At 61.7% G+C, this 23,597-nt stretch carries 26 protein-coding genes, 2 tRNA genes and 1 pseudogene; 17 read left to right on the forward strand and 12 right to left on the reverse strand.

The features are described from left to right. Positions 1 to 32: 32 nt before the first annotated feature. On the reverse strand, positions 33 to 518 hold the full coding sequence (locus ACTJKE_RS13040; protein WP_058323861.1) for a MarR family winged helix-turn-helix transcriptional regulator: 486 nt from the start codon (positions 516 to 518) through the stop codon (positions 33 to 35). A gap of 154 nt (positions 519 to 672) precedes the next feature. On the opposite strand from ACTJKE_RS13040, the gene ACTJKE_RS13045 reads away from it, so the two are divergent. Both ACTJKE_RS13045 and dapA read left to right on the forward strand, forming a co-directional pair. After that, on the forward strand, positions 673 to 1,068 hold the full coding sequence (locus tag ACTJKE_RS13045; RefSeq protein ID WP_057253948.1) for an Ohr family peroxiredoxin: 396 nt from the start codon (positions 673 to 675) through the stop codon (positions 1,066 to 1,068). Between the two features lie 426 nt (positions 1,069 to 1,494). Then, positions 1,495 to 2,400, forward strand: coding sequence for a 4-hydroxy-tetrahydrodipicolinate synthase (dapA, locus tag ACTJKE_RS13050; RefSeq protein WP_113512733.1), 906 nt, complete (start codon positions 1,495 to 1,497; stop codon positions 2,398 to 2,400). 160 nt (positions 2,401 to 2,560) lie between these two features. Here dapA and ACTJKE_RS13055 read toward each other — a convergent pair whose 3' ends face one another. Both ACTJKE_RS13055 and ACTJKE_RS13060 read right to left on the reverse strand, forming a co-directional pair. After that, on the reverse strand, positions 2,561 to 2,773 hold the full coding sequence (locus ACTJKE_RS13055) for a hypothetical protein (RefSeq protein WP_057253950.1): 213 nt from the start codon (positions 2,771 to 2,773) through the stop codon (positions 2,561 to 2,563). A gap of 158 nt (positions 2,774 to 2,931) precedes the next feature. After that, positions 2,932 to 4,383 carry a CYTH and CHAD domain-containing protein gene (locus ACTJKE_RS13060; protein ID WP_440691898.1) on the reverse strand — a complete coding sequence of 484 codons (1,452 nt, stop codon included), beginning with the start codon at positions 4,381 to 4,383 and terminating at the stop codon, positions 2,932 to 2,934. A 332-nt stretch (positions 4,384 to 4,715) separates the two neighbouring features. On the opposite strand from ACTJKE_RS13060, the gene ACTJKE_RS13065 reads away from it, so the two are divergent. Both ACTJKE_RS13065 and ACTJKE_RS13070 read left to right on the forward strand, forming a co-directional pair. Further along, the gene (locus ACTJKE_RS13065; protein ID WP_058327078.1) at positions 4,716 to 5,822 is read left to right on the forward strand and encodes an endonuclease/exonuclease/phosphatase family protein; all 1,107 of its coding nucleotides are present in this window, start codon (positions 4,716 to 4,718) and stop codon (positions 5,820 to 5,822) included. Between the two features lie 2 nt (positions 5,823 to 5,824). Beyond that, complete coding sequence (locus tag ACTJKE_RS13070; protein WP_058327077.1) at positions 5,825 to 6,550, forward strand: NUDIX hydrolase; 726 nt, start codon at positions 5,825 to 5,827, stop codon at positions 6,548 to 6,550. A 226-nt stretch (positions 6,551 to 6,776) separates the two neighbouring features. On the opposite strand, the gene ACTJKE_RS13075 is transcribed toward ACTJKE_RS13070, so the two are convergent. Continuing rightward, positions 6,777 to 8,036: a calcium-binding protein gene (locus tag ACTJKE_RS13075; protein WP_110878568.1), complete on the reverse strand. Its 1,260-nt coding sequence runs from the start codon at positions 8,034 to 8,036 to the stop codon at positions 6,777 to 6,779. Between the two features lie 594 nt (positions 8,037 to 8,630). Here ACTJKE_RS13075 and ACTJKE_RS13080 point away from each other — a divergent pair. After that, complete coding sequence (locus ACTJKE_RS13080) at positions 8,631 to 9,305, forward strand: MBL fold metallo-hydrolase (RefSeq protein ID WP_440691899.1); 675 nt, start codon at positions 8,631 to 8,633, stop codon at positions 9,303 to 9,305. Positions 9,306 to 9,595: 290 nt separating this feature from the next. Continuing rightward, positions 9,596 to 10,513 (forward strand): PhzF family phenazine biosynthesis protein, encoded by a 918-nt coding sequence (locus ACTJKE_RS13085; protein WP_113514726.1) that lies wholly within the window; start codon positions 9,596 to 9,598, stop codon positions 10,511 to 10,513. Between the two features lie 55 nt (positions 10,514 to 10,568). On the opposite strand, the gene ACTJKE_RS13090 is transcribed toward ACTJKE_RS13085, so the two are convergent. Next, positions 10,569 to 10,644 (reverse strand) — tRNA-Lys (locus ACTJKE_RS13090). Positions 10,645 to 11,010: 366 nt separating this feature from the next. Between ACTJKE_RS13090 and ACTJKE_RS13095 the strand changes: the two genes are divergently transcribed. After that, positions 11,011 to 11,086 (forward strand) — tRNA-Lys (locus tag ACTJKE_RS13095). 332 nt (positions 11,087 to 11,418) lie between these two features. On the opposite strand, the gene ACTJKE_RS13100 is transcribed toward ACTJKE_RS13095, so the two are convergent. Continuing rightward, a complete protein-coding gene (locus tag ACTJKE_RS13100; RefSeq protein ID WP_440691900.1) occupies positions 11,419 to 11,850 on the reverse strand; it encodes a GFA family protein in 432 nt (143 codons plus the stop codon). Positions 11,851 to 12,550: 700 nt separating this feature from the next. Between ACTJKE_RS13100 and ACTJKE_RS13105 the strand changes: the two genes are divergently transcribed. Then, complete coding sequence (locus ACTJKE_RS13105; RefSeq protein WP_063891524.1) at positions 12,551 to 12,811, forward strand: DUF1127 domain-containing protein; 261 nt, start codon at positions 12,551 to 12,553, stop codon at positions 12,809 to 12,811. Positions 12,812 to 13,142: 331 nt separating this feature from the next. Here the strand turns inward: ACTJKE_RS13105 and ACTJKE_RS13110 are convergent, their stop codons facing one another. From ACTJKE_RS13110 to ACTJKE_RS13120, 3 genes are all read right to left on the reverse strand, one after another. Beyond that, positions 13,143 to 13,403 carry a hypothetical protein gene (locus tag ACTJKE_RS13110; RefSeq protein WP_440691901.1) on the reverse strand — a complete coding sequence of 87 codons (261 nt, stop codon included), beginning with the start codon at positions 13,401 to 13,403 and terminating at the stop codon, positions 13,143 to 13,145. 148 nt (positions 13,404 to 13,551) lie between these two features. After that, on the reverse strand, positions 13,552 to 13,821 hold the full coding sequence (locus ACTJKE_RS13115) for a hypothetical protein (protein ID WP_057253968.1): 270 nt from the start codon (positions 13,819 to 13,821) through the stop codon (positions 13,552 to 13,554). 253 nt (positions 13,822 to 14,074) lie between these two features. Further along, positions 14,075 to 15,091: a glycosyltransferase family 2 protein gene (locus ACTJKE_RS13120; protein ID WP_440639024.1), complete on the reverse strand. Its 1,017-nt coding sequence runs from the start codon at positions 15,089 to 15,091 to the stop codon at positions 14,075 to 14,077. A 216-nt stretch (positions 15,092 to 15,307) separates the two neighbouring features. Between ACTJKE_RS13120 and ACTJKE_RS13125 the strand changes: the two genes are divergently transcribed. The 4 genes and pseudogenes from ACTJKE_RS13125 to ACTJKE_RS13140 form a co-directional block, all read left to right on the forward strand. After that, entirely contained in the window at positions 15,308 to 16,015 is a 708-nt protein-coding gene (locus ACTJKE_RS13125; RefSeq protein WP_440691902.1) for an FkbM family methyltransferase, read from the forward strand. A gap of 130 nt (positions 16,016 to 16,145) precedes the next feature. After that, positions 16,146 to 16,502 carry a hypothetical protein gene (locus ACTJKE_RS13130; RefSeq protein WP_058323277.1) on the forward strand — a complete coding sequence of 119 codons (357 nt, stop codon included), beginning with the start codon at positions 16,146 to 16,148 and terminating at the stop codon, positions 16,500 to 16,502. Between the two features lie 242 nt (positions 16,503 to 16,744). After that, positions 16,745 to 17,161: a hypothetical protein gene (locus tag ACTJKE_RS13135; protein WP_113514732.1), complete on the forward strand. Its 417-nt coding sequence runs from the start codon at positions 16,745 to 16,747 to the stop codon at positions 17,159 to 17,161. Between the two features lie 448 nt (positions 17,162 to 17,609). Then, positions 17,610 to 17,732, forward strand: a pseudogene (locus ACTJKE_RS13140) (entericidin); the annotation flags it as partial. Positions 17,733 to 17,919: 187 nt separating this feature from the next. Here the strand turns inward: ACTJKE_RS13140 and ACTJKE_RS13145 are convergent. Then, positions 17,920 to 18,324, reverse strand: coding sequence for a hypothetical protein (locus ACTJKE_RS13145; RefSeq protein ID WP_057253974.1), 405 nt, complete (start codon positions 18,322 to 18,324; stop codon positions 17,920 to 17,922). Positions 18,325 to 18,434: 110 nt separating this feature from the next. On the opposite strand from ACTJKE_RS13145, the gene ACTJKE_RS13150 reads away from it, so the two are divergent. After that, positions 18,435 to 18,626 (forward strand): hypothetical protein, encoded by a 192-nt coding sequence (locus ACTJKE_RS13150; protein WP_440691903.1) that lies wholly within the window; start codon positions 18,435 to 18,437, stop codon positions 18,624 to 18,626. Here the strand turns inward: ACTJKE_RS13150 and ACTJKE_RS13155 are convergent. Next, complete coding sequence (locus tag ACTJKE_RS13155; protein ID WP_113514736.1) at positions 18,619 to 19,044, reverse strand: hypothetical protein; 426 nt, start codon at positions 19,042 to 19,044, stop codon at positions 18,619 to 18,621. The two genes, ACTJKE_RS13150 and ACTJKE_RS13155, sit on opposite strands and share 8 nt — an antisense overlap. A 248-nt stretch (positions 19,045 to 19,292) precedes the next feature. Between ACTJKE_RS13155 and ACTJKE_RS13160 the strand changes: the two genes are divergently transcribed. Continuing rightward, positions 19,293 to 19,541, forward strand: a complete 249-nt coding sequence (locus ACTJKE_RS13160) for a hypothetical protein (RefSeq protein ID WP_440691904.1) — start codon at positions 19,293 to 19,295, stop codon at positions 19,539 to 19,541. 379 nt (positions 19,542 to 19,920) lie between these two features. On the opposite strand, the gene ACTJKE_RS13165 is transcribed toward ACTJKE_RS13160, so the two are convergent. Further along, entirely contained in the window at positions 19,921 to 20,568 is a 648-nt protein-coding gene (locus tag ACTJKE_RS13165) for a S24 family peptidase (protein ID WP_113514739.1), read from the reverse strand. A gap of 1,126 nt (positions 20,569 to 21,694) precedes the next feature. On the opposite strand from ACTJKE_RS13165, the gene ACTJKE_RS13170 reads away from it, so the two are divergent. The 3 genes from ACTJKE_RS13170 to ACTJKE_RS13180 are packed head-to-tail and all read left to right on the forward strand — an operon-like array spanning position 21,695 to position 23,595. Next, a complete protein-coding gene (locus ACTJKE_RS13170; RefSeq protein WP_113514740.1) occupies positions 21,695 to 22,471 on the forward strand; it encodes a hypothetical protein in 777 nt (258 codons plus the stop codon). Next, positions 22,392 to 22,928: a hypothetical protein gene (locus ACTJKE_RS13175; RefSeq protein WP_440691905.1), complete on the forward strand. Its 537-nt coding sequence runs from the start codon at positions 22,392 to 22,394 to the stop codon at positions 22,926 to 22,928. The genes ACTJKE_RS13170 and ACTJKE_RS13175 overlap by 80 nt, the downstream gene beginning before the upstream one ends. After that, positions 22,918 to 23,595, forward strand: a complete 678-nt coding sequence (locus ACTJKE_RS13180) for a helix-turn-helix domain-containing protein (protein ID WP_440639018.1) — start codon at positions 22,918 to 22,920, stop codon at positions 23,593 to 23,595. Before ACTJKE_RS13175 ends, ACTJKE_RS13180 begins: the two co-directional genes overlap by 11 nt. Positions 23,596 to 23,597 lie beyond the last annotated feature (2 nt).

Genomic DNA, 23,597 nt, shown 5'->3' on the forward strand with positions numbered 1-23,597 from the left:
TTGGTTGCCGGCCATAGGGATCGAAGCGACGGCTATTCCTTCTGGGATCCGCGTTGTATCGAGTGCAGCAGGTTGTCGCGCAGGCTTGCCACCGATTGCTGCACGACCGGAAAGTCGTCGCCGAGGCCGGTGGCTTCGAGGAGCGCCGAACCCGGCTCCGCGTCCACCAGTTCGCGACCGGCCGGCGTCAAGGTGAGGCGCACCTGCCGCTCGTCCGAAGGGTCGCGACGGCGCTGCAGATAGCCGTCTGCTTCGAGCTTCTTGAGGATCGGCGTTAGCGTGTTCGATTCCAGGAAGAGCTTTTCGCCAAGCATGCTGACGGTCTGGTCGTCTTCCTCCGATAGCGCCACCAGGGTCACGTATTGGGTGTAGGTCAGGCCCAGCTTGTCGAGCAGGGGTTTATAGGCGCGGCCAAAGGCGAGGTTTGCGGAATAGATTGCAAAGCAAAGGAAGTTGGAGAGCTTCTTGCCGCCCTTTGCAGGCGTGGTCTCAGGGCTCGCTGTTTTGGAGGCGGGCATGGGGGTGTCCTTTTTTCTCTTTCCGTATCTGCACTTAATATAAATCGTATCCGATTAAATCGCAATGGTGTTGACGTCGCCTTCAGCTTCATCTATATACATCGCATCCGATTGAAGCGGATACGCTTAATAAATCAAACAGAGAGGAAATGACATGACCACGAAGCTCGTATTCACTGGCAAGACCCACAACACCGGCGGCCGCAACGGCGGCACCCGCAGCCAAGACGGCATGCTGGAACTGAAGCTGTCGCAGCCGCATCCGGCCGCGGAAAACCTGTTCGGTGCCGCCTGGTCGGCCTGTTACATCGGCGCGATCGAGCTTGCTGCGCAACAGCGCAAGGTGAAGCTGCCGGCCGGCCCCGAGGTCGAGACCGACATCAATCTCAACGTCGACGACGGTTCATACTTCCTCAGCGCTCGGCTGAATGTCAGCCTGCCGGGCCTCGATCGCGACCTCGCCCATGAAATTATTCACGCCGCCCACGAGATCTGCCCGTACTCCAAGGCGACCCGTGGCAACATCGAAGTCGAGACCAATCTCGTCTGATCTCGCCCTCCGAAAATCCTATTGATATCATCGGGATGTGCCGGACCTGGATCTCCAGCCGCGGCGCATCCCGATACCGTTTCAGGGGCTTCGTCCTTGCGCGCCGATCGCGGGCGGAGGCGGTCTTCCGGTCCGACCTCAGGGGAATGTAATTGGGCTGATCGGCAGAACTCCCGTTGTATGGAACGTGTCGCCTCCCGGGCCGATGCCCTCCGTCGCCGCTTGACAAAGATGGAGGACTGTTCGAGTTTCGCCTCATGATCTGCCGTCTCGCCAAACTGACGACCTCGAAAAAAGCCCCGTACCCGGGGCTGTCGGTCGTTGCGCGCAGAGCATAGCAAGCACAAGGATCAGATCGACCCCGCCGGTTCGGACGGGGTTTTCGCTTGCGCTCCGTCTCCGGTTTCTTGAAGGAGATGGAATTTCATGGAAACCACATATTCAATGCCGAGCGGCCTCTGGCTGCCGCTGATCACGCCGTTTCGTGATGGCGAACTCGATGAGCGCTCGCTGCGTCGGCTGGTGACGCACTATGCCGCAGAGCCGATCGACGGCTTCATCCTGGGTGCTACCACCGGGGAGGGCATGGCGCTCGGCGAGGCGGAAGGCGAGCGGCTGGTTGGGATCACCAACGAGACCCTGGCTGCGGCGGGCAAGTCCATACCGGTCTATTTCGGCCTTTCGGGCAGCGACACGCTGAAGACGGTAAAGGCGCTGGAGCGGACGGCGCCTTGGGATATCACCGGCTATCTGATCGCCTGCCCCTATTACACAAGGCCGTCGCAACGCGGGCTCTTCGCCCATTTCTCGGCACTTGCCGATGCCACCGCACGGCCGATCCTGATCTACAACATTCCCTACAGAACCGGGGTGAACCTCGGCAACGAGACGATGTTGCAACTGGCGGAGCGGGAAAACATCGTCGGCGTCAAGGATTGTTCGGCGGATGCGACGCAATCCTTCGATCTGCTGCGCCACAAGCCCCAAGGTTTTTCGGTGCTGACCGGCGAAGACCCGCTGTTCTACACGGCGCTGACTCAAGGGGCGGAAGGCGGGATCACGGCTTCGGCGCATGTTCAAACGGCAGCCTTCGCCGCCATTCGCAACAGGCTGATATCCGGCGATCAACCGGGGGCTTTGGCCGACTGGCAGCGTCTTGCCGATCTGCCGAGGCTGCTGTTTGCCGAGCCGAACCCGGCTCCGATCAAGCACTGGCTCTGGCGCTCAGGGCTCATCGACAGCCCGGAAATGCGCCTGCCGATGGTGCCGGTCAGCCACGAGCTGGCAGCACGGATCGACCGGGCGATCGCCAGCCAGGACCGCGAAGGCTGACGGGCTTGCTGGAGCCCGGCCATTGTCGCTCGGCTAGAGCATCCGCTCTCAAGTGGAATCACTGGAGGCGGATAGATGCTCTAGAATCAAAGTGCTACAGCGACCTTTGCGCGCCTGATAAGGCGCGCGGCGCTGTAGTGCGTCTTTCCGCTTCAAGCGATTACGCTAGAAAGCGGGATGTTCTAGCCAGGGCCTTCAGCGCGCTGCAGTCACGAACGCCGCTTTGGTAGATCGCAACAAGCCGCTTTGCGATCCGCTCTGCGGCTTCGCAGCGTCGCGTCAGCCCGCGATCACGCAGGATGTCGTCGAAGATGCGCTCGATCTCCTGCATGTCATGGGGGTGTATCGCCTGTTGGCGGGTCGTGGAATGCATCGCGCGACCTCCAGAACTGGGGCGAAAGCGCGAATGAACTTTCAGCCGTTGGAGCCCGTATAAACAGTCCAACGATGGGCGTGAGTATGCGCCGTTTCCCGGCGAATACAATGAAGCCTTGCGGTTGTGTGCGATGGCCGGGTCGGCGCGACCGTGGCTCAGCGCCAGAAGCGCTTGGCGTCGATCACGTCGTCAAGTGCGCTCTGCGCGTGGTCGATCAGCTTGTCCTTGTCGGCGTGCACAACGAGCGTTTCGGCGTCCGGATGATCCTCAAGGCCGATCTCGCCGAGCACGAGGGGACCGGACACGAGATCGTTCAGCGTGCCGAGCCTGTCTTGCAGTCCGGCCATCGCATCGATGAACCGCTTATGGCGCCGCGTGCCCCGCTTGTCGTCAAACAGCGCGGCAAAGAACTCGGCGGCATAACGCAGCTTCTTGGCATCCTTGCGGGCCTCGTGCCGCTCCTCGTCGCTGACCTTGGCGAGTGCGCGGCCATGTTTCTTGAGCTTGCGGCGCGCGCGGTCGAGAACGGCTTCGGCGAAATCGGCCACCGGCCGGTCGCGAAGCTCGGCGGGCGGCGTCGACAGATAGTCGCCGCAGTGCAGCCATTGCTGGATATCGAGAAGAAGGGCGCGGCCGCGTGCGCCGTCGAGGGCCTCGAAGACTTCGACGTAGCGGGCGGCGCGCGCCGTCTTCAGGCGGTCGCGCAACTCCGGCTCCGGATCACGCGTCAGGAGAACGTCAACATCGCGGGCCTTGCCGAAAACGCCAGCCAGCCATTTCAGCTCGCCGTTGATGCGCGCGCTCTCCTCATCGCCAAGCACATCCTTGTAGAGCGAGATGGCCGAGCGCAGTCGGCGAAGGGCGACGCGGACCTGGTGGAGCGCCTCCGGGTTCTTTCGTTCACGCAGCACGTCCTCGTTCAGGCGGTAGTGCCTGAGACAGGCAAGCGCGATGGTGCGGAAACTCTTCGTCACCCGCATCTCGCGGTCGAGCACGACCGGCTCCGCCTTGAAGACGATCGGCCTGGCGTCGATCAGACGGAAGCCGCGCTCGGCCTTGGAAAGAACGCCCAAGCGGAAGGGAACGATCGCCTCGATGCGGCGGGCGAGGGTGAAAAGCGCCTTCGGGTCGCCATCCTTGAGCTCGAGTTCGATTTCGCCGACGGCGGTCTGGCGATTGCCTGAGGCGATCATTCCACGGTCGAGGGCCACTTCGATCTGCGTGCCGTCCTGGTCAACCTCCCAGGTCCTGCGCTCGACCTCGACGGTAAAGTGCGGCTCCAGATCGTCGGGCTCAAGGTCAAACGCGGCGGCAAGCGGGGTGGTGTGATCGACGACCGGCTCATCGGCGGAAAGCGGCTGCTCCCATTCCGGACGGGCAAAGACCGATGCGCCGGGGCCGGTCGCCTTGATCGTCTGGGTGCGTGCCGCGCCGACCGTGCGGATGCGCAGCGTGAAGCCTGACTGATAGAGATCACGGCCGCGCGTATCGAAATAGACGGACCGTTGCTGCTCCGTGCGCGCCGGCTCACCAAGGAGGCCGGATGCGGCAAAGCGGTCAAGATCTTCGGGAGAGAGCTCGAGCTTGAGTTCGATTTCGGTGTTCAAACCATCCTCCATGAGCGCGAGGTCATACACTAACGCCATTTGAGCACATTGGTTCGCGTTCTGGATGACATGGATCATATTGCGGGCGCAGAGACGGAAAGCCGATCGGCCGGGAAGTCGCGCTCGCCGAGACGTGACTGGCCGACAAGGAAATCAGGCTCGACATTTGCCGCTCGATGCCTGGATCATCTGCGCAATTCCGGACGGAAAACCGCTTCGCACTTTTCCTGGAATTGCTCTTTGTATTGGACGCAATTCCAGGCGGAAAACCGCTTCACACTTTTCCTGGAATTGCTTTAAGCTCCCGGCATTTCATGCCACGGAATTGATAAATGTCGCTTCGCCTTGCCACCTTCAATATCGAGAACCTTTTGAGCCGCTTCGATTTTTCCGGCTTTCGCAACCAACTCAAGCAGGACCGGGTCCTCAGGCTCTTCGACGTGAAGACGGAAGCCGAATACCAGCGGCTGGAGGAGGCGCGCACCATCGCGCACACCGATGATACGCGGCAGATGTCGGCGCTCGCGATCGCCGATTGCGATGCGGATATCCTTTGCCTGCAGGAGGCCGACAACATGGCCTCGCTGCAGGCCTTCGAATACAACTATCTCTTCCGCATGGTGGGTAACGGCTATCGCCAGAAATACCTGATCGAGGGCAATGATTCGCGTGGGATCGACGTGGCCGTGCTGATGCGCGAGGAGACGCGCGACGGACAGCCGATCGAGTGCCTGGATGTGAAGAGCCATGCGGGGCTGACCTATGAAGATCTCGACCTCTTCAACGACCAGCTCGCGCTCACCAACCGGCCGGCCGACCGGATCTTCAAGCGCGATTGCCTGGAGCTCGACCTGCGCATCGGCGGGCGGCCGCTGACGCTTTATGTCGTGCACTTCAAGTCGATGGGGCCGGCGCGCGAAGGGCTCGACGGCCGGCAGGCGACGATGCCGCTGCGCGTGGCGGAGGCGAGCGCCGTGCGCCATATCATCGAGAGCCGCTTCGGCCGCGGGAAGACCGCCGACAAGATGTTTGCGATCTGCGGCGACATGAACGACTACCAGGAGAAGGTGAACATCCTCGGCGACCGGCGCAACGGCTACCAGTTCGTGCCGCACGAGGAGGAAACGAGCTCGCTCGACGTGTTCAGCCATGACGGCTTCGTGGAAAACCCGATGCTGCGCCGGCCGGTGATGGACCGCTGGACGCTGTTTCACAGCCGCGGGCCGCAGGAGCAGCATCTCTGCCAGCTCGACTATATCTGGCTGTCGCCGGCGCTTGCCAAGCGCAACCACTCCCAGGTGCCCGAGGTCATCCGCGGCGGCCAGCCCTTCCGCACGATCTTTCCGCCGGGGCTTGACGTGGAGCGCTACCCGCGCACCGGCTGGGACCGGCCGAAGGCGTCGGACCATTGCCCCGTGGCCATAACGCTGGATGTGTGATCATGGGCGCTCTTGAAAGCAATAGGGCAGCGTGGCCGGCCGAGGGCGTCATCATCCCGATCGACGGCGTCGATATCCGCGTCAACGGCGCGGCGCATCCGTTTCACCTCGGCGAGGTCGAGCGGGCGCAGGAGAACTGGCACCGCGAAATCGCGGCCAACCCGCATCTCTTCGATGGCCGGATGGTGCTGCAGCGCGCGCTTCGCATCGAGGACGGGCGGATTCGGGGCGAGGGGCATGTCGTGCCCTATTCGACCTTTCTCTGGTGGCGGAAGACGCGGGCCGAAGGCGCCTTTCATCTCTTCGCCATGCCGGCGATCCTGTCCTCCGACGGCGCGTTGATCCTGGTGCGCATGGGGTCGCACACCGCCAATCCGGCCCGCGTCTACAGCCCCTCCGGCTCGCTGGAGCCAGAGGATATCGTCGACGGCCGCTGCGACATCGCCGGCAACATCCGCCGCGAGGCGCTGGAAGAGACCGGCATCGATCTCGCGCTTGCGACGGCCGAGCCCGGCTATCACCTCCTGCATATGGACCGCGCCGTGACCGTGCTTCGCGTCTACCGCTATCCGGAAACGGCGGCGGCCCTGGTTGCCCGGGTGGCGGCGCATATCGCTGGTGATCCCGAGCCGGAGATCGACGAGGCGATCGCGATTTTCGGGCCGGACCCTGGGGCGCACAACTATCCGCCGTTCATTCCGCCCATTCTGGAGTGGCTGTTTCGGTAACATCCGCTCGCCACGACCATGAATCAATAAATCGCACTATCTTTTTGTATTTGTAGTGCTTATGTCGCGCGCGTCTGCTTGCGCCTTAGGCCCTGTTGATGCGCAGGAAGAACTGCCACGCCTTCACACATGCCCGCGCCCCTCGGTCCTCACATCCCAACAATCAGGAAGGACCGCGCAGGGTGGAAAGCGGACTTCCGCCGGACCAGCCACCGACACTGCAGTCTCACAACGTGAAAGCAATATCGTCGGCAGATAAGTCCGCAAGCGAAACGCCTTCGATGAGGATACCTTCGGTTTCACCATGAAAGGCTACATAGAGACCCTCCTCCGTGTCATGCGAGGCAGCCACAAAGGAATCGAAATTATAGATGTTGGTGTCGCCAGGATAGAAGCCCCCCAACTCGATCACGTCGCCACTTTGGGTGTCAAAATCGACGATATGGTCGATGCTGCTATGGCGAACCTCAAATCCACTCCAGTGGAATGTGTCAGCGCCCTCACCGCCGATCAGACGATCCGCACCGTCGCCTCCAGAGAGGTGGTCATCGCCTTCACCCCCACTAAGTGAGTCGACTCCGGCACCGCCTTCAAGGCGGTCATCATCGCCTTCGCCATAGAGATAGTCATTATTTTCGCCGCCAAACAGGCGGTCGGCCCCATTGCCGCCGAAGAGGTTGTCGCGACTGAGGCCACCGAGCAAAGTATCATTGCCGCTGCCGGTATGTGCGTAAACCCGCTCAAAATTGTGAAAGGCCGTACCGGTCGATGTAACGCCATTGACCACATCGACCGTGACATCATCGGTCCGATCCGCATCCTCGAACCGTAACGTGTCGTCACCGTCGCCGCCGTCGAGTTCGGCAGATGAAAGTGTCGTTGTGATGCTGTCGTCGCCACTGCCGCCAGAAAGATGATTGGCCCCGAACCGATCGATTATCGTGTCGTTGCCCGCACCGGCGTCGATAACATCAGCACCCAGGGAACTCATTTGATTATGGGTGTTCGGCAATGACTGGCCGCCGATGATGTCCGCGCCGTCTCCGGTCGAGATCACGTCGTCACCCGTGCCACCCTCAACAATGTCCTTGCCGCTACCGGTCGTCAGCTCCAGCCGCTCAATGCCGCGGTAGAAGATGTGATTGTCGGTCTCAGCCGGGTCACCGAAGGTTACGTGGCGGTTCATGCCGTTAAACGTGACTCGGTTGCCCGTCCCTGAAAGATTGATGACCAGCGTATCGATGCCGGCACCTCCCCGCGCCACGCCGCCCGTTCCGTTGAGTTCCAGCCGGTCATCGCCATCGCCGCCATCGAGCTCGTCATAGCCGCTGAAGCTCACCAAGCCGTCGTTACCGGCCCCGCCATAGAGAAAATCGTTCCCAAGCCCGCCGTCCAGCGTGTCATTGGCGCCGAGACCCCAGATATTGTCGTTTTCGTCTGTCCCGAACAGGGTGTCGTTTGCATCAGTGCCGACTATCTTTGCCATTGTTTTCATCCTCCTGAAAGTAATCTATAAGCAAACAACAATTGCAAACAAGTATTATATTTATCAAGTGCAGTCATTTATTGTACTTCAATTATAATTCAAAACTTAAATTAATATCCATCACTGTCATTCAAATAACTGAAAGCCGGCGCGATCCTGGAACAACTGGCGTTGAAATCGATTACGCTAGCCCGAAGCGCCCGAGCCAGGCGCGGGACGGCTGGCAAGACTCGGATCTACGATTGTTAGTAGTTGCTGATGTTTCCTTCAACTTTTGCTACTGATCTCGAGATGATGGAAGGTAGCGCGGTAACTGTGTGCCGCAGGCTGTTGAGCAAGATGGGAGAGCGCTCATGGCAACGGGGACAGGTTTCACGCCCGGGGAATGGGGGCAGGTACACTGCGTCCAAAACGTGGGTTGGTACCGTTTCCGACTGGGGGTATTCGAGGGGATGGTTATATCCATCACAGCTACGAGGGCTTCTACCCAGATGCTGATCCGGCCGAAATCGCCCGCCTGAAATCCGTCCATCGGTTGCCCATCGACCACATTCCAATGGATATCAACCCAGTCGTGATGAACAGGGCGACAGATTGTTTCTCATCGATGCGGGCGCGGGGCGGACACTTACATGGCGTGGCGACATGGGTCGTCTGATAGACAATCTCGGCGCGGCCGGTATTGATCCGAAAGACATCGACGCGGTCCTGATGACCCACCTGCATCCGGATCACGCCTTTGGCCTCATCCATCCCGACGGTAGCGCGACCTTCCCCAACGCGAAGCTTTTCTGCACCGATCGGGAATGGGCTGAATGGACCGATCCGGAAAACTTGAATCGGAATGACTTCCGATCGGAGTGGACGGGAGGAGCACTTGAAGCAGTGACTCCTTATCGCGACAGGCTGAGGCTTTTCTCAGTCGGCGAGACCCTGTTCCCGGGAGTGTCCACGTTTTCCGTCGCGGGTCATACCGCCGGGATGTGCGCCTACATCTTCGAGAGCGAAGGGCAAAAAATTGTCTTCACCGGTGACGTCTGCCACCATCAGGTATACGACCCGGCTCATCCGGAATGGTATTTCCATATGGACTACGATACCAACCCGCAGCAGGCCGCGGATGCGAAGACCGCGATTTTCGCCAAGGTCGTGACCGAGGGTATTCGCTATCATGGCTACCATTTCCCTTTCCCGGGAATTGGGGACGTCGTGCCATTGGGCGACGGCACGTATCACTTTCATCCGGAGGCTGTTGCACCGCGCCATTAAGAGCCAAGTTCAGCCGTCGGTGGCTCGCAACCGGCGAACGATTGGTATTGGATTTTCCCGAGGAAGTCCGACGAGGGCTTACGCGGAAGACAGCAAATAAGCTCGGTCAATGTCTGCAGGTATTGCGACATAATCCCGGAAGTTTGGACGGCTCTCGTGAGCCTTTAATAGAGGTGCGTAGCGCTACGAACCCATGACACCTGCTCCGAGTTGTGCACGGGTGCTTTTTAACACTTGCCGCCCGCGCCCCGACGCTGCAAAGTTCGGGGCATCTTCGCAAGGGGACATGAATGGCGCTGAGTTACGCGATCTACGACGTCTTTACCGACAGGCAACTCGAAGGCAATCCACTGGCTGTGGTCTTCGGCGCCGACCGGCTGGACGACGAGGCGATGCAGGCGATCGCGCAGGAATTCAACCTGTCGGAGACGGTGTTCATCCGCAGGCCCGGGGGTGCTGCGCATACGGCGAAGCTCCGGATCTTCACCCCCAGCCAGGAACTGCCCTTTGCCGGACATCCGACCGTTGGCGCGGCGATCGCTATCGCCGAGGCGCAGCATGGCGCGATCGAGGAGGGGATCGACCTTGTGCAGGTGCTGGAGGAGAAGGTGGGTCCGGTGCGCTGCGCCGTCCGCCTCAAGTCGAGGGCTGCGAGCTTTGCCGAGTTCGACCTGCCGCGCAAATCGGTACGGCTCGATGCCCGCTTCGACCGGCAGGCGATTGCCGATGCGTTGAGCCTGAAACAATCACAGATCGGCTTCGAGAACCACGTGCCTTCGTTCTGGAGTGCCGGCGTGCCCTTCGTCATGGTGCCGGTGCACGATGTTGCGGCGGTTTCTTCGATCGAGTTCGATTCGCAACGCTGGGAGCAACTGACGCCGATGGCCGAGGGGCGGCTGGCCCCGGCCTATGTCTATTGCCGCGGCGGCGTGAACCACACGGCGCGCTTCCACGCGCGCAAGTTCGGCCCCGGTGCCGGCAACCTCGAGGACCCGGCGACCGGCTCGGCCGTGGCCGCTCTCTCCGGCGCCATCCATTTTTTCGACCAGTTCGTCGACGGTCATCACCCGGTGCTGGTCGAGCAGGGGGTGGAAATGGGACGGCCGTCCTTCATCCACCTGCATCTGGATATCTCGGGCGGGGAGATCAGCAATGCCCGCATCGGCGGCCACGCAGTGAAGATCGGCGCAGGCGAACTTTTCGTCTGAAGCGGGAGCCATGCGTTTTGGAAAAAAGAAATTCAATCAGCGTCTTAGGAGAATTTGGTGGGTGATCACGGGCTCGAACCGTGGACCCGCTGATTAAGAGTCAGCTGCTCTACCAACTGAGCTAATCACCCATCCGCGACCGCTTCGGTCAAGTCCCGTCGCTGTCGTGAGGGGGCGTATAAAGGCGTTCGATTGGCTTGTCCAGCGCCTTTGTGAAAATCTTTTGAAAAACTTCATGGGGCCAAGGCGCGCCCTGTGGAGAACGCCCCGCACACCTCCATGGTTGCAGGGAACACGGGAGGCGCGACGAAAGACGTGTTTGACAACTGCCGCTTTGACCTGGGCGGCCGCTTCATCGGCGTGCGCTGATCGCGCGGCCAGGCGAGAGCAAACGCAATCAACTCGGAGCCGGATGGAAACGCTGTGGGTTTATCGTGGCGTGACGCAAATACCCTCTTGAGTGTCATCGGCCCGTGCGCTAAAGCGACGCCACGGATGGGTGATTAGCTCAGTTGGTAGAGCAGCTGACTCTTAATCAGCGGGTCCACGGTTCGAGCCCGTGATCACCCACCAAATTTCTCCTAAAACGCTGATTAAATTCCAATTTTTCCGACGGGCATATTGGTGCGCTTTCCAGGTTCTGGGAGGTATCCACGGCCCGTTCCTAAGCATCCGGCGTGACCGCGTGCCGTCCTGTCCGCCGACACTTGTTGCGATGGCCTACGAGGCGCATCAGCGGCGCCATAATCCCGACCGGCGATATGTGCAGTGCTCGACCAGCGCGATTGGTCGCCTGGTCGAGCCGGTCGGGGGCGCTGCCAACGGCACCGGCCACGCCCTCATCAAACGGTGCGCCGAACATTCATGACGGCGTGACCAATATCGTCGTCCGACGCTGCTGCCGTTCATTTGGCGGGAAAGTATCGGAGCGTTCCGGCGAGCCGCGGGCCGGTCGATCCCTGGGTATCCATCGGGTGATTGATGCCGTCGTTCACGGACAATTCTTCAAAATCAAAGGGGCTCACGCCTTCGAGACACGCTGCATTGACGCCGTAGAAATCGGGGTTCGCGCGCGGCTTGTGGAAGGTGTAGATGCCGCATTTTGAGCAAAAGAAATGCTCGGCCGCCTTTGTGTTGAACTGATACCTGGTCAGCGCCTCACCGCCTGAAAGCACAGTGACGCCGTCCTTTGCGGCGGAGACGGCAACCGCGCCCTTCAACTGGCAGTAAGAGCAGGTGCAGCGGCGGGCCGTATGAAGACCGTTCTTCAATCGAACATTGAAACGAACTGTTTTGCAGTGACAGGCGCCGTTGAGGTCCTGAACGTCGAGATTCATGGAAGCATCCATCTGATTTTGAAGCGCAATTGACGTCCTTTTCTTAGGGGCTGGATTGCGGATGCTCAAGTGCGGGCAAAGCGAATGGCATGCCGGGCGGAAGGTGAGGACAGCCGTGACGACCCTTGGAGGCCTCTCCGCCTCATCGCGGCAGCGCCTCGACGTCGTGGCGTGAGGGGCGTGGCTCTGTGGTCGCGATGTCAACGATGCTGCCGATGCAGATCAGTGCGAAGAAGACGAAGAACGAGACAAAGACAATCAATCGCTCCGTTTTGAACTCTTCGCCGCGGTGGAAAAGCCGCGTCTGTTGGCGATAAAGGCCGGATCGACCCCTGCGGCACGCTCGCACCCGTCACCTGTTGCTCCCGTGCAACAGGCGCTTCGTCATTCCGGCAGTTTGCGATTGTGCTCTTGCCGCAGAAGTAAACTCGTGTATTTTTCACCAAATCGGAGCTCAAACTAGAGGAGGCATACGATGATTCATAATTTTGTTCAGATGCTCGCCTCTGGTGGAATGGCTTGCTCATCACGACGAGTGTGCCACAATTCTGTGAATTACTTCGGCGCATAAACGCGACCCGAGTTCCGCCTTTTCGTATTTTCCATTTTGACTTGATGTGACCGGTTCCCGGAACGCGTTTCCGTGTCCGCGCGCATCCATAATCTAGAGGACCGGCCGCTCGCGGCGGCGGGAATAATCATGCGCGAATTGCAACTTACCTCCGCCGGCACCCTGCCGGCGATCATGGACGATCTGTTTCGAACGTTCGGCTTCCGGCGAACCGTCGGTGCCTTCCTTGTTGCTGCCTGGAGGCGTCGCCGGACGCTCAACCAGCTCAGCCATCTCTCGGATCACTTGCTCCGCGATATCGGCGCGGAGGAAGGCGTGAAGAAGCCCGAGATGGCCGACATATCCCTCTGGCAAATGCCGGTCGGCTATCCGGTTGTGAGACACAACTGAGGCCCGCGTCAGCGGGCCTCAGGCTGCTGGCAAACCCTAAGATGGCTTCCTGCCGCGAAGGGCGTCCCATTCTCCGTCATCCTCGCCCTTGTGGCGGGGATGTGAGCGACCCGACGTCCGTCGGGTCGAAAGACCTTTCGGCCCAAGGACTTGGGCTGGTTTCGCAGTTCCAGCGCGCAATTGGGTGGCAGCGCCGGTTGTGTGTGAACGCGGCTGATCCTGCAACGCCGCGCATCAACTCAGGCGCGCAAAGGTCGCCGTAGCACTTTGAATTGCTGCATGTTTTTGCCCTTTAACGGGCTACGAACAAAGGAAACATGCCGTCGGCAAGTCATCTCTCGTCACCAGCTTGTTGCAGTCGGATCGGAGACGAGGGTGCCAGCGCGGTCGCCGCTGATTGTTGTTCGGCGGCGAGCTTGGCGGCGCAGTCGTGTTTTATCATCGCCGCTGCGAGGTTCGCTCGCCCGGTACCGGTGGCCTTCGCCTTTGCTGCCGCCATGTCCCTGCACCAGTTTGCGTCGAGAACCTCTTCGGGGATGTGCGGCATGCAGGACGAGAGAAGCAACAGCAAACATGGCAACGCGACGTGCATTCAAGGCTCCTTTGCGGGTGCCGGATTCTTATCATCAGCGAACCGAAAGGAAACACGTGCTTGTGCTTGGGGGCTGCCTGATACCCCTTGTTTCATGCGACCACCCGCTGGCCGGCGGTGCGGCAGGGGTGGTCGCGTTTCGTGGCCGTTACGGTGTCGTTGCCGGCTGAGTCGTCGACGGTTGCGTCGTTGACGGTTCGGTCGTGGACGGCTGAGTGGTCGAGGGCTGCGTCGTCGACTGGTCAGTCGTTGCCGGCTGCTGCGTCGTTGCTGGCTTCTGCTCGGTCGTCGCGGGCTCCGTCGTCGTTGTCGCCGGTGCCGTCTCGGTGGCCTGCTTGGCCCCCGGTTTCAGGTACACGACGCCAAGAATGATGAGCACGATCACAACCACGATGCCGATGACTGTGTTTCGATTCATGCAGGCTTCTCCTCAGGTTAAGTGCCTCAGAGGTGTAAATGGAGCGGTCGGTCGAATAATCAACGGCCAAACTCGCGGATCGGTTGAAAAACGATCCATCCGGTCGCGCAGCGACCGGCCGTGCCGTTGATCTTCGGCCTGGAGACATAGCCGGGAGCGGCGCGGTGATGAGTTCTCGAGCGTGCCTGTGCCGGGAGAGCCGGTGCTTTTCCGGTGTGTGAAGGCTGACTGGTAAGGGCCGCGGACCGCGAGCCTAGCGCTCGCCGCCGGCGGTGGATTTGGGCACGGGGGTGATGAAGCCGAGCCGCAGCAATTGCTTCGAACCGCCGAATTTCACCGAGGAATGGGAAAAGAGCTGCAGCGCGCCGGTGCCGGCGAGGGCTTCCGTCATCTTCGCATAGGCCGCCGAACCGTCGAAGTATTGGCCGTCGGCGACGGCATCCTCGATGACCTTTTCGTAGTCGGCGAAGAACTTGAAATGCAGCAGCGCGCCGAGCACCGAGGAGAAGTTGCGTTGATAGGGCAGCGGCTGATGGATGCTGGCGCCGAAGCGACAGTCCTCGTCCCAGAAGATCAACGGATACTTGATCAGTTCCAGGTCGGATTCAAACTCGCGGTGGCGCGCGCCGCCCTTGACCGTGATCGCTCGCGCGGTCGTTGCCAGCGAATAGCCACGGCTATCGAAATGATCGGCGACCTCCCACGGGGCTCGGGTTTTCAGCTGATTGACGTCTGCCGTGCGCAGATTGACCGGATACATATCCAGCATCGGTGCGGGCAGCCGTGAAATCTTCAGATTCTCGAGCGTATGGATCACCGACCACAGCGTGCGGTTCTCGCAATCGTCGTAGATCAGGAACTCATCGGAATCGACGTTGACGTACCAGCGGTCGCCGCCATAGCGCGCAAACAGCGCCTCCCTCCAGAGGCGGCCGCGCCGGGCTTCCGCGTAGCGAAGCGCAGACGCCCACAGGTCGACATCGGGCTGGCCCAGCAGATATTCACGCGTCCCGTCGGTCGAGGCATCATCGACACAGATGAAACGGGTAACGCCCAACGACCGGTAATGCGCCAGAAAGCCGGGCATCAGCTTGGCATCGTTGTGGCTAAGGAAAACCAGCGGGAGATCATCAGGGTAGAGCGACGTTTGCCCCTGCGGGCTGACGCAGCGCAGATCGACTTCGCGGCCCTCCGTCCGTTCGCGACGCTCGACCTTGGCGGATTCGTACCAGGTGATGAGGCGATCGAAGAGGTTTCGGTTCGAGATCATCTCGGCGTCGGATTGATCCCTGAAGGGATAGGTAATGTCTTTCATTCCCATTCCGATATGTATTCTTCATACATAATATGGGGCGACTTAGATCAAAAACACCGGTGAGGCAATTGCCTGATGGCATCGACCCGGCGATGCCGCGAGTGGCGCATTGCCTGTCTCTGGAGCGCAAAATCGTACTCACTGGCGGTGAAAAGATCCTTGGGGCATAGCATGAAGCGTCTTCTTCGTTCGATCCGAAAGAGAATTCGTTACTTCACCAATGCGCGAACGGTGACGATCGACGGCATCCGGCTGGTGTCCGACGCGGCGCGCGTTCCGGCCGTCGTGCGCGACCTGATGTATCGCGAAGTCTACGAGGATACGGAACGCAACATCCTGCTTCGGCTGCTAAAGCCCGGCTCGAAGGTGCTGGAAGTCGGCACCGGCGTCGGCTTCATCGCGCTGCTTGCGGCAAAGATCTGCGGCGCTTCGAACGTGCTGACCTATGAGGCCAATGCGTCGCTGGAGCCGCTGATCCGCGAGAACTTCCAGCTGAACGGCATCGAGCCCGCCTTGCGGCTCAGAGCCATGACGTCCGACGGGCGCAGGATCTCCTTCTACCGGAGCGACAACATCATTTCGTCGAGCGCCTACGACCGTCAGCTGCCGGGCGCGAAAGTGGAGATCGAAAGCGACGTCTTCTCCGAGGTACTCCAGACCTATCGCCCCGATGTGCTGATCATGGATGTGGAAGGCAGCGAGGATGAATTGCTGCGCGTTGCCGATTTCGGCTCGGTCAGGGATATCCTGGTGGAACTGCACCCGCATGTCATCGGCGAGGCGAAGGTCGAGGAATTGAAGGCGATCCTGGCGGACAAGGGGTTCCGGCAAGGCGAGACCGACCGCAAGACCTTCCATTTCCACCGGAACCGCGCTTGAAGGCAGCCGATTTCGCTCGCCATGACGCGACCATCGCAACTTTTTGGCGGGTCGTTGGTTACTCCTGCATTCATGTTCACTGGGCTAGCCTTGAGGTCCTCTCAATGGGTAGCGGTTGGAGGAGACTGATATGACACACAAGATGAGCAAACTTCTGGCCGTGCTCCTGGTCGCCGCAGGCGCCGTCACGGCGCTCCCTTCAGTATCTCCGGCGCAGTCCCTTGATCTCTATCTCGGACCGCGCGGCGACGATGGCGACTGGGATCGGGACTATCGGCGCGAACGCCGCTATGACGACGAATACTACAGCCCGCGGCGCGGCTGCAGCGCCCGCCAGGCCATTCGCCGCGCCTATGGCTACGGCATGCGTGATCCTGAGATCGCCGGAATGAGCCGCAACCGAATCGTCGTCGAGGGCATCGGACGGCGTGGACAATACGCCAGGATCTATCTCGCCAACCGCAGCGGTTGCCCGCGGATCCGCTAAGGCGTCTCCCTGTCCGACCGCGCAATTGGCGCGGCCGGGGGCGCGCGTTCGACGCGCAGTCGAGGGGCGCAGTCGAGAATTGCCTGCGCCGCGCAAGGACACGCGCGGCAAATGCTCCTCGTTCCGTATCCCGCAGTGCGAGGCGGCGGCGCGGTGTTCGTGCCCGGTTCGCTTCGCCGCAATGGGGTGAACGCCGCTGGTCCGTTCCCTTGAGGAAGGGCAATGTGATATAGCGTCCGCCGATGATCATTCCGACCTCTTCGACATCCACACCGCTCGGCGCGCGCGCCTGCGGCAGCTGCACCCTTTGCTGCCGGCTGCCGGATATCGACGCGTTGGAAAAACCGGCAAACGACTGGTGCCGGCATTGCATCGACGGTGAGGGGTGCCGGATCTATGAGCAGCGGCCGCAGCTCTGTCGCGATTTCCTCTGTCTCTGGCGCACGGATGAGGGCCTGGACGACAGCTGGGATCCGGCGCGCTCGCGCATGATGATCTATCGGCAGGGGCCCCAGGTCACCGTTCTCGTCGATCCGGATTATCCGGAAATCTGGAAGCAGACGCCCTATGCCGAGACGCTGCAGCACTGGGCGCGCGCGGGCGAAGGCGGGCAATATGTCATCGTCTTTGTCGGCGACGCCGTATTCAAGGTCGACTGACGCGCGCGACAAACCGCGAAAAAGAAAGAGCCCCGCACGAGGGCGGGGCAAGCGAGCACCCAAAATGGCTCGGGGTGCGGGGAAGCGCAGTCAGAAAGAACGTACTGCGCGGTACGGAAGCTAACGCGCATCCGCCAGTCGGGGGAAGGCCTGATTCGGCGATTCCGGTACGCTCGCCAAAATAAATCCTGAGAAGAGCCGAGCGGCGGGCCATGGCCGCCGCGCCCGTCTTTCGCGGTCCCGGTCTTGAGCAGCGCCGATTGACTTTGCCGCGTTCCGCCTCATTTCCGAAAGGAGAAACTGACGGAGACGATGATGTCAAAGACGATGCTCATGGTCCTCTGCCTACTGCATGTGTCCTTTAATCGTACCCGATTAAAGGACAAGAACATGCAGCAATTCAAAGTGCTACAGCGACCTTTGCGCGTCTGATAAGACGCGCGGCGCTGTAGCGCTTCTTGCCCTTTCGGCCTGTGGCAACACGGCGCGCGGCTTTCGGCAGGATGGAGCCGAGACCGGCCACGCACTCGACGACGCGACGCACCGGGTACTGAAGTCGACCTCGAAATAGAGCAAATCCAGGAAAAGTGCGAAACGGTTTTCCGTTCGGAATTGCGTAATTTCAAAGACTTAGATCAATTCAGTGTTTCGATGAAACAATGAAATGATCTAGGGCGCAAGAACCCGATGCAGGAAAGGCACTTCGGCCTTTCCTGTGTTCGCGCTCGATGGTGGTGCGGTCGGTGCCCGGACGAGCGTTATCGCGGCCGCAAGGCGTTCGGCTGAGCGACCGTTTCGCTGCTCGAAAAGATGACGACTGCAAACAGCAGCACGCCGACGAAGGCGACGATCGAGGCCGCGGCGACGATGGGCTCGATCTCGGGCCTGCCGGTGACCATCAGATAGAGCGACGGCACCAGCACGGCGACGCCTGAGGTGTAGACGTAATATTGGATCATGGCGAGCCGGCGCTCGGCCTTGGCGGGATTGAGCGCATAATAGATGCCGAAGATTGCCATCGTGACCCAGCCGAGCAGGTTTGTATGGGCATGCGCCGGCGTGGCGGCATGATCCTGACTGATAGCCATGTGCAGGCCGATACAGAGGCCGATGATCAGGAATATGATTGCGGTCTTGAAATACAATTGAGCAAGGCGCGGCATCGCTTCTCTCCTCTTGATGCTCCCCGCTTACTTTATTAGCATTTTTGCAAATTAATAATGATTGCCAATATTGGGCACTTTGCGCCGTCGTCATGCCCGCGAGCGGATCCATGCGACCGGGCGGTTGCCGCGGCCAATGCGGCGCGCTTGCGCGTGGCCATGTCGTTGAAAGCGGTAAGGTTCTGGCGCTGCAGATAGGCGGATATCGCGGCTTCCACGCCGCGCTCATTGCCGCCTTCGGCTTCCCAGAGGCTTCCATGGCGGCAAAGAGGGCGGACTTGTCGAGCGTCATGGTCATCTGAGATCGGCACCGAACTGCTGGCGGTGGTTGAGGGTGCCGTGGACGGCCTGGCTGTAGGGCGTGCGTTCCGCGTCGAAATCCGCGCACCATCGCTCCCAGGCGTCGGAGGTGCGGACAAAGGCCGGCAGCTTGTGCTCCTCTTGCGGGCTCTGGTCGTAGCCTTCGAGCCAGGCGTCGGCGACCGTCTCAGTCACGTCTTCGCCGTGGAGGACGTCGAGATCGAAGCGGATCAGCTTTGCGACATGCTCGCCATCGTGAACCCGAAGCCAATCGGCAGCGGTGCGGTAGGTGGTGCCGACCGTGTCTGTCTCCTCGCAAAAATAGCCGGTGCCGAGCGTCATGACGGCGAGAATGACCTCGCGCCCGTGAAGGAAGGGGGCGGGCCCCATTACAGCGTCCGCGATCAGCACGTCGGGCATCGTTCACCTCGGCCTGTTCGAGGTGCGCGCTGGCGCGCCCTTTCGGGTGCCATCGGTCCCTCCGGTTTCGTCCTTGTGGCAATATAGGAAAATTCCTATTTATACGTCAATAGGAAAGGCACTGCCGGCAGGAATTTTCTTCGCGCGGCCGCTTTGAGTTGTCGATAGGCGATTATTTGTTCTTGTTTTGTTCGATTGATTGCGCCACCTTGGAGCCGCCATTCCAGGTGGCGGAAAAGGAGCATGGGATGATCCCCTATTTCGTGGTTCAGAGCTTCACGCTGGGGAGCCGCGGGGCGCTGCTTGCCGACAATCCGGTGCAGGCGACCGGGGCCGAACATGCGGTGCGGCTGGCCGAAAGGCTGGCAGCGACCAAGGTGGGCGTCGTGGCCTTCAGCCGCTCAGGCGATCTCACGACCGGGGAGTTCGAGGACGCCACGCTGCTCTTCATGTCGGGCGATCTGCCGATGGAGATCGAGGAGGGGATGGCGGCTTGAGTGTCAAGTGGCAGGAGGTGGCGGACCGATCGCTTTGTGACGGCATGCGGAACGGTCGCGCTTGCATGGCGAGGTGTTGAGGACTGCCCCGAGGCGGTGCCTTGCCCGCGGCATCCTCGCCTGGCGGTGAGGGGCGAGCCAGCCAATGCCTGTGGCGTGCGGGATTTGTCGAGAACTGGATCGGCTGGCGCTTGGTGCAGAATTGACGTGCCTGTGGTCGGGACGCGCTACGCCACTGCCAGTCGTCGAGACGAGCCGGCGCCCGTTGCGGCCCAGTTCGGAACGTAGCCAACGATGTGGCCGGCATGCTGCCTTGAATCAGGTAAGCGATATAGCGCATTGAATATGCAAGGATATTGCCGCTTTGGCCCTGCGGGCTCTAGCGGGCGCTGTATTTGCCGACCACCCGGTGGCAGAAGGACCACTCGACCCGGCTCTCGGTGAATTCCAGGAAAGGGTTGTACTGCCGGAGCGTCCATTCGCGGTCGTTGAAGGAGACCAGCCGCTTGATGATCGCTTCGGCGTCGTTGGCGGGCGGCACGTGATAGAGCACCACGTCCTTGTCGCGCGCCGGCGGCAGATGCGGGTGGACGAGCGCCATGTCGCCGGGTTCGTATGCCGGGATCATCGAGCTGCCGGTGAGGTAGATGCCGTAGGCGCCCTTGACGCCCTCAAGCACCGAGGGGCGCTTGACATATTCGACCGCATCGAAGGTGACGATGACGTGGCCGTCGCCGCCTTGCGCGGCGGCGAAGATCGGCAGGTCGCGATGGCCGACGAGCTGTTCGCCGGGCACGATCTGCGGGACGAAGCCGGGGGCGCGTCTCGGTGCCGCTTCGGCGGCGGGGGCGCCCTGAATCAGATCGACGATCGTGCGGGCGTCGCGCTCGCGCAGTTCCCGCGGTGTCTCGCGCTCGACGAATTGCTGGATATAGGCGTGGTTCTTCGCGATCGCGATCGACAGATCCTTGTAGGTCGTCTTCTTCGCGTCGACTGCTTCCCGGATAAGGCGGCGCAATTCGTCCATGGCACTGGCATCCCAGATTCCGTTTCTTACGTCCAATAGGAAATTTCCTCTTGATGAGTGTAGGAAATCCTACTATGAATAGGATGTCAACGGAAATGAGCGGTGCAAATCACCTGATGTTTCCGGCGGCAGCCGGCATCGCCAGCGCTTTAAAAGACGCGCGGCGCTGTCAATGGCCCCACAGATCGGTCGCCGCAGCAGTTGCGGCGCGCATTTTGAGAAAGCTGCTGTATTCCCGATCGGCAACGATTTCGGGGGCGCGCAGCGGGCGAGAGGTTCCGCTTCCTCCCCGGAGCCTCTCGCTCTTCGATTATGACGATCGTGGGTCGGTTCGGCCCAAGATCATGAGCGCGATCGAAATTGGCTCGAGCGGGGCGCGGGCGGGAAACCGCATGCACTTTTCCTCCTCTCGCTGCAATTCGTCGCCGGCAAGCCGTTACTGGCGCATGCCTCGTCTCCGAAACCGGCAATGGTTGCGGCCGGCGGCGTGCGCGGTCCGGGCGCCGGGAGCGGGCGGCTGCACTCCTTGTGGGCGCGGGCCGGCTCACGAGCCCGAGATGGCACCCGTCGTCCCGCCTGCATTCCCAGTCGGACGCGCGGCACAAGAGTCCGAAGGGCCCGACCGGTCCGCCCGTCAGGGGCGGATCGCGGAAGCGGCTTGCCGGCGGGGGTGAGGAGACAACGGAATTGGCGCGCGATGAGCGCGATGGAATGGCCGTGCCAGACGGGGCGGCCAAATGCGAAGGCATCGGAAAAAAGGCATGGCGCAGGACAGTCTGACAGGAAGGTCTAGAGCATCCCACTCTCAAGTGGAAACACTGGAGGCGGAAAGATGCTCTAGAATCAAATTGCTAGAGCGTCCTTTGTGCGTTCAGTTGAACGCACGGCGCTCTAGAGCATCCCGCTCTCAAGTGGGAACGCTGGAGGCGGAAAGATGCTCTGGAATCAAAGTGCTGGAGCGTCCTTTGTGCGTTCAATCGAACGCACGGCGCTCTAGAGGGCAGGCGGAAAGCAAGGGTGCGGGTTTCCTGCCGCCTTTGGTGCGCGTCTGCGGCGGCGCTGTTGCCGCGGCGGCCGGCAAGACCCGGGCCGGGGCCGCGTCCCGGCCGAGCGGGGAGTAGCGGCCATGCGCATCACCGCGATCGTCGAGGCGCTGGTTCAATCCGGTGCGTCGCCGGAGATGATCCTTTGCGCCGTGCGCGCCGCCGAAGCCGGGCAGCAGTCGGAGATCGAGCGGCGCCGGGCAGGCGATCGCGAACGGCAGCAGCGTCACAGGGCGCGCGTGACGTCACGCGATGTCACGGCGACAGGGGCGGGTGTCCTCTCTGATAAAGAAAGCTCCCCCGCACCCCCTAAAGAAACTAACTCTCCCGACACGACTCCGGCCGGGAGCGGCCCGCAGCTCGATCTCCACCTGGCGGCGGAAAATGCAGCGCGGTCGGGGCGCGGCCGCAGGGCCTGCCGACTGCCCGCGGCCTTCGAACCCGACTGGGCGTTTGCCGCAGGGCTCGGCTTCGGGCCGGCCGAGGCAACAATCGAATTCGACAAGTTTCGCGACTACTGGACCGCCAAATCCGGCCGCAATGCCACCAAGCTCGACTGGGCGGCCACCTGGCGGAACTGGATGCGCAATGCCGGCCGACCAGCCAGGGCTGGCGGCCCCCAAGTCACGGGCCGACCAAGCGCGGCGGGCCGGGCCGGCGACGCCGGACCGCCGCGACGAGGGTCTCGCCAGCAGGCGCCGCCGCACGAGACCGCCTTTGCCCGCCACCAGCGGGAATGCAGGCAAGCCATTGAAAACGAAATCAAAGGAAACCGAGACAATGATCCTCATGGAAATGATGAGTTTGCTGGCGCAGGCCCGGCTTTCGACCTTGAGCCGGGAGATTACCGCGCTCACTGAACGGCTGGCGCCGGCAAGCGAGGCGGCGGTGCTGCGCAGCCTCGACGCGATGCAGACGGCCGGCATGACGATGCCGCAGGGGATCGAGCCGAAAAAGATCCTCGCCGTCTACCACTATGCGCTCTCCGGCGTGCCGGGTTGCGGCCTGGCGGCGGCGACGCAGAAGCTGATCCGCGGCGACTATGCGGCCAACGCCAATGTGCTCTTGGGCACGATCCCGAAACCGCCGGTGCTGGCAGCGCTGGCAAAGGCGGAGGCGCTGGGCATGCGGGCCGAGCTTGCCCGCAAGCGCGAGACGATCGCCGCGCTCAAGCCCCGGGCTGCTGCCCGTTCCGAAGCCAGCCGCGCCCGCGTTCGCGCCAGGCTCGAAGCGTTTCGGAGGACACACGCAGCGGCCAAGGCCGCCGCCCAGAACGTAAGTGCGCTTGCAAGCCGGGAGATCCACCATGCAGCCTGAGGCAACGGAATTCATGACAGGGCAGACAGCTGCAGGCGGTAGGCCAAGCGGCGTTGCGGCGCGGGCGAGGGCCGTGCCCGGGGCTGGCGGTGACGACGATACGGTAATGGGCCACCGTGGACGGGCGCGTGCGGAGGGCGGCGCAGAGGCCATGGCAATGCGGATGACGGCAGGCGACGAGGTGAAGCAGAAGGCGGCCACGCCTGGTCACGTGCAAGCCGATGGTTCCGTCGGGACGGCTGCGGCTGACGGCGAGGCGGCGCCCGCCGCGACGCTGGAGGATCTGGCGGGCATGGTCGCGGTTCAGGTGCGCACGCAAACGCGGCGGATCGCGGAGCTGGAACTGGCGCTCGCCGATGCGGAGGCGCGGCTTCTCTCGCAGGCGCGGGTGATCTGCGGCGCGACGGATGCGGCAGGCGGCGATCTCTTCAGCCGGCGGCCGGTGCGCGAGATCATCGAGGATGTGCTTGGCGCCTATCCCGGCATCTCCTGGGAGGAGATCATCGGCGTTGGCCGCGAGCGCCGCCTGGTCGAGCCGCGCCATCGCTGCATGGCGGCAGTCTACGAGGAGCGCAAGGATCTGTCGCTGCCGGCGCTCGGCCGCATCTTCCACCGCGACCATACGTCGGTGCTGCATGCGGTGAACAGGCGCGGCGCCAGCCGATGACG

The sequence above is a fragment of the Ensifer sp. 22521 genome (assembly GCF_052044795.1).
GTDB lineage: Bacteria > Pseudomonadota > Alphaproteobacteria > Rhizobiales > Rhizobiaceae > Ensifer.

What these genes read in the sequence shown, in the direction of transcription:
- dapA (WP_113512733.1), top strand. Translation starts at nt 1,495, where the DNA reads ATGGAAACCACATATTCAATGCCGAGCGGCCTCTGGCTGCCGCTGATC.
- ACTJKE_RS13170 (WP_113514740.1), top strand. Translation starts at nt 21,695, where the DNA reads ATGCGCATCACCGCGATCGTCGAGGCGCTGGTTCAATCCGGTGCGTCG.
- ACTJKE_RS13135 (WP_113514732.1), top strand. Translation starts at nt 16,745, where the DNA reads ATGATCATTCCGACCTCTTCGACATCCACACCGCTCGGCGCGCGCGCC.
- ACTJKE_RS13130 (WP_058323277.1), top strand. Translation starts at nt 16,146, where the DNA reads ATGACACACAAGATGAGCAAACTTCTGGCCGTGCTCCTGGTCGCCGCA.
- ACTJKE_RS13175 (WP_440691905.1), top strand. Translation starts at nt 22,392, where the DNA reads ATGATCCTCATGGAAATGATGAGTTTGCTGGCGCAGGCCCGGCTTTCG.
- ACTJKE_RS13180 (WP_440639018.1), top strand. Translation starts at nt 22,918, where the DNA reads ATGCAGCCTGAGGCAACGGAATTCATGACAGGGCAGACAGCTGCAGGC.
- ACTJKE_RS13165 (WP_113514739.1), bottom strand. Translation starts at nt 20,568, where the DNA reads ATGGACGAATTGCGCCGCCTTATCCGGGAAGCAGTCGACGCGAAGAAG.
- ACTJKE_RS13065 (WP_058327078.1), top strand. Translation starts at nt 4,716, where the DNA reads ATGTCGCTTCGCCTTGCCACCTTCAATATCGAGAACCTTTTGAGCCGC.
- ACTJKE_RS13085 (WP_113514726.1), top strand. Translation starts at nt 9,596, where the DNA reads ATGGCGCTGAGTTACGCGATCTACGACGTCTTTACCGACAGGCAACTC.
- ACTJKE_RS13100 (WP_440691900.1), bottom strand. Translation starts at nt 11,850, where the DNA reads ATGAATCTCGACGTTCAGGACCTCAACGGCGCCTGTCACTGCAAAACA.
- ACTJKE_RS13155 (WP_113514736.1), bottom strand. Translation starts at nt 19,044, where the DNA reads ATGCCCGACGTGCTGATCGCGGACGCTGTAATGGGGCCCGCCCCCTTC.
- ACTJKE_RS13055 (WP_057253950.1), bottom strand. Translation starts at nt 2,773, where the DNA reads ATGCATTCCACGACCCGCCAACAGGCGATACACCCCCATGACATGCAG.
- ACTJKE_RS13120 (WP_440639024.1), bottom strand. Translation starts at nt 15,091, where the DNA reads ATGATCTCGAACCGAAACCTCTTCGATCGCCTCATCACCTGGTACGAA.
- ACTJKE_RS13045 (WP_057253948.1), top strand. Translation starts at nt 673, where the DNA reads ATGACCACGAAGCTCGTATTCACTGGCAAGACCCACAACACCGGCGGC.
- ACTJKE_RS13160 (WP_440691904.1), top strand. Translation starts at nt 19,293, where the DNA reads ATGATCCCCTATTTCGTGGTTCAGAGCTTCACGCTGGGGAGCCGCGGG.
- ACTJKE_RS13105 (WP_063891524.1), top strand. Translation starts at nt 12,551, where the DNA reads ATGCGCGAATTGCAACTTACCTCCGCCGGCACCCTGCCGGCGATCATG.
- ACTJKE_RS13075 (WP_110878568.1), bottom strand. Translation starts at nt 8,036, where the DNA reads ATGGCAAAGATAGTCGGCACTGATGCAAACGACACCCTGTTCGGGACA.
- ACTJKE_RS13070 (WP_058327077.1), top strand. Translation starts at nt 5,825, where the DNA reads ATGGGCGCTCTTGAAAGCAATAGGGCAGCGTGGCCGGCCGAGGGCGTC.
- ACTJKE_RS13110 (WP_440691901.1), bottom strand. Translation starts at nt 13,403, where the DNA reads ATGCACGTCGCGTTGCCATGTTTGCTGTTGCTTCTCTCGTCCTGCATG.
- ACTJKE_RS13125 (WP_440691902.1), top strand. Translation starts at nt 15,308, where the DNA reads ATGAAGCGTCTTCTTCGTTCGATCCGAAAGAGAATTCGTTACTTCACC.
- ACTJKE_RS13040 (WP_058323861.1), bottom strand. Translation starts at nt 518, where the DNA reads ATGCCCGCCTCCAAAACAGCGAGCCCTGAGACCACGCCTGCAAAGGGC.
- ACTJKE_RS13150 (WP_440691903.1), top strand. Translation starts at nt 18,435, where the DNA reads ATGCGACCGGGCGGTTGCCGCGGCCAATGCGGCGCGCTTGCGCGTGGC.
- ACTJKE_RS13115 (WP_057253968.1), bottom strand. Translation starts at nt 13,821, where the DNA reads ATGAATCGAAACACAGTCATCGGCATCGTGGTTGTGATCGTGCTCATC.
- ACTJKE_RS13145 (WP_057253974.1), bottom strand. Translation starts at nt 18,324, where the DNA reads ATGCCGCGCCTTGCTCAATTGTATTTCAAGACCGCAATCATATTCCTG.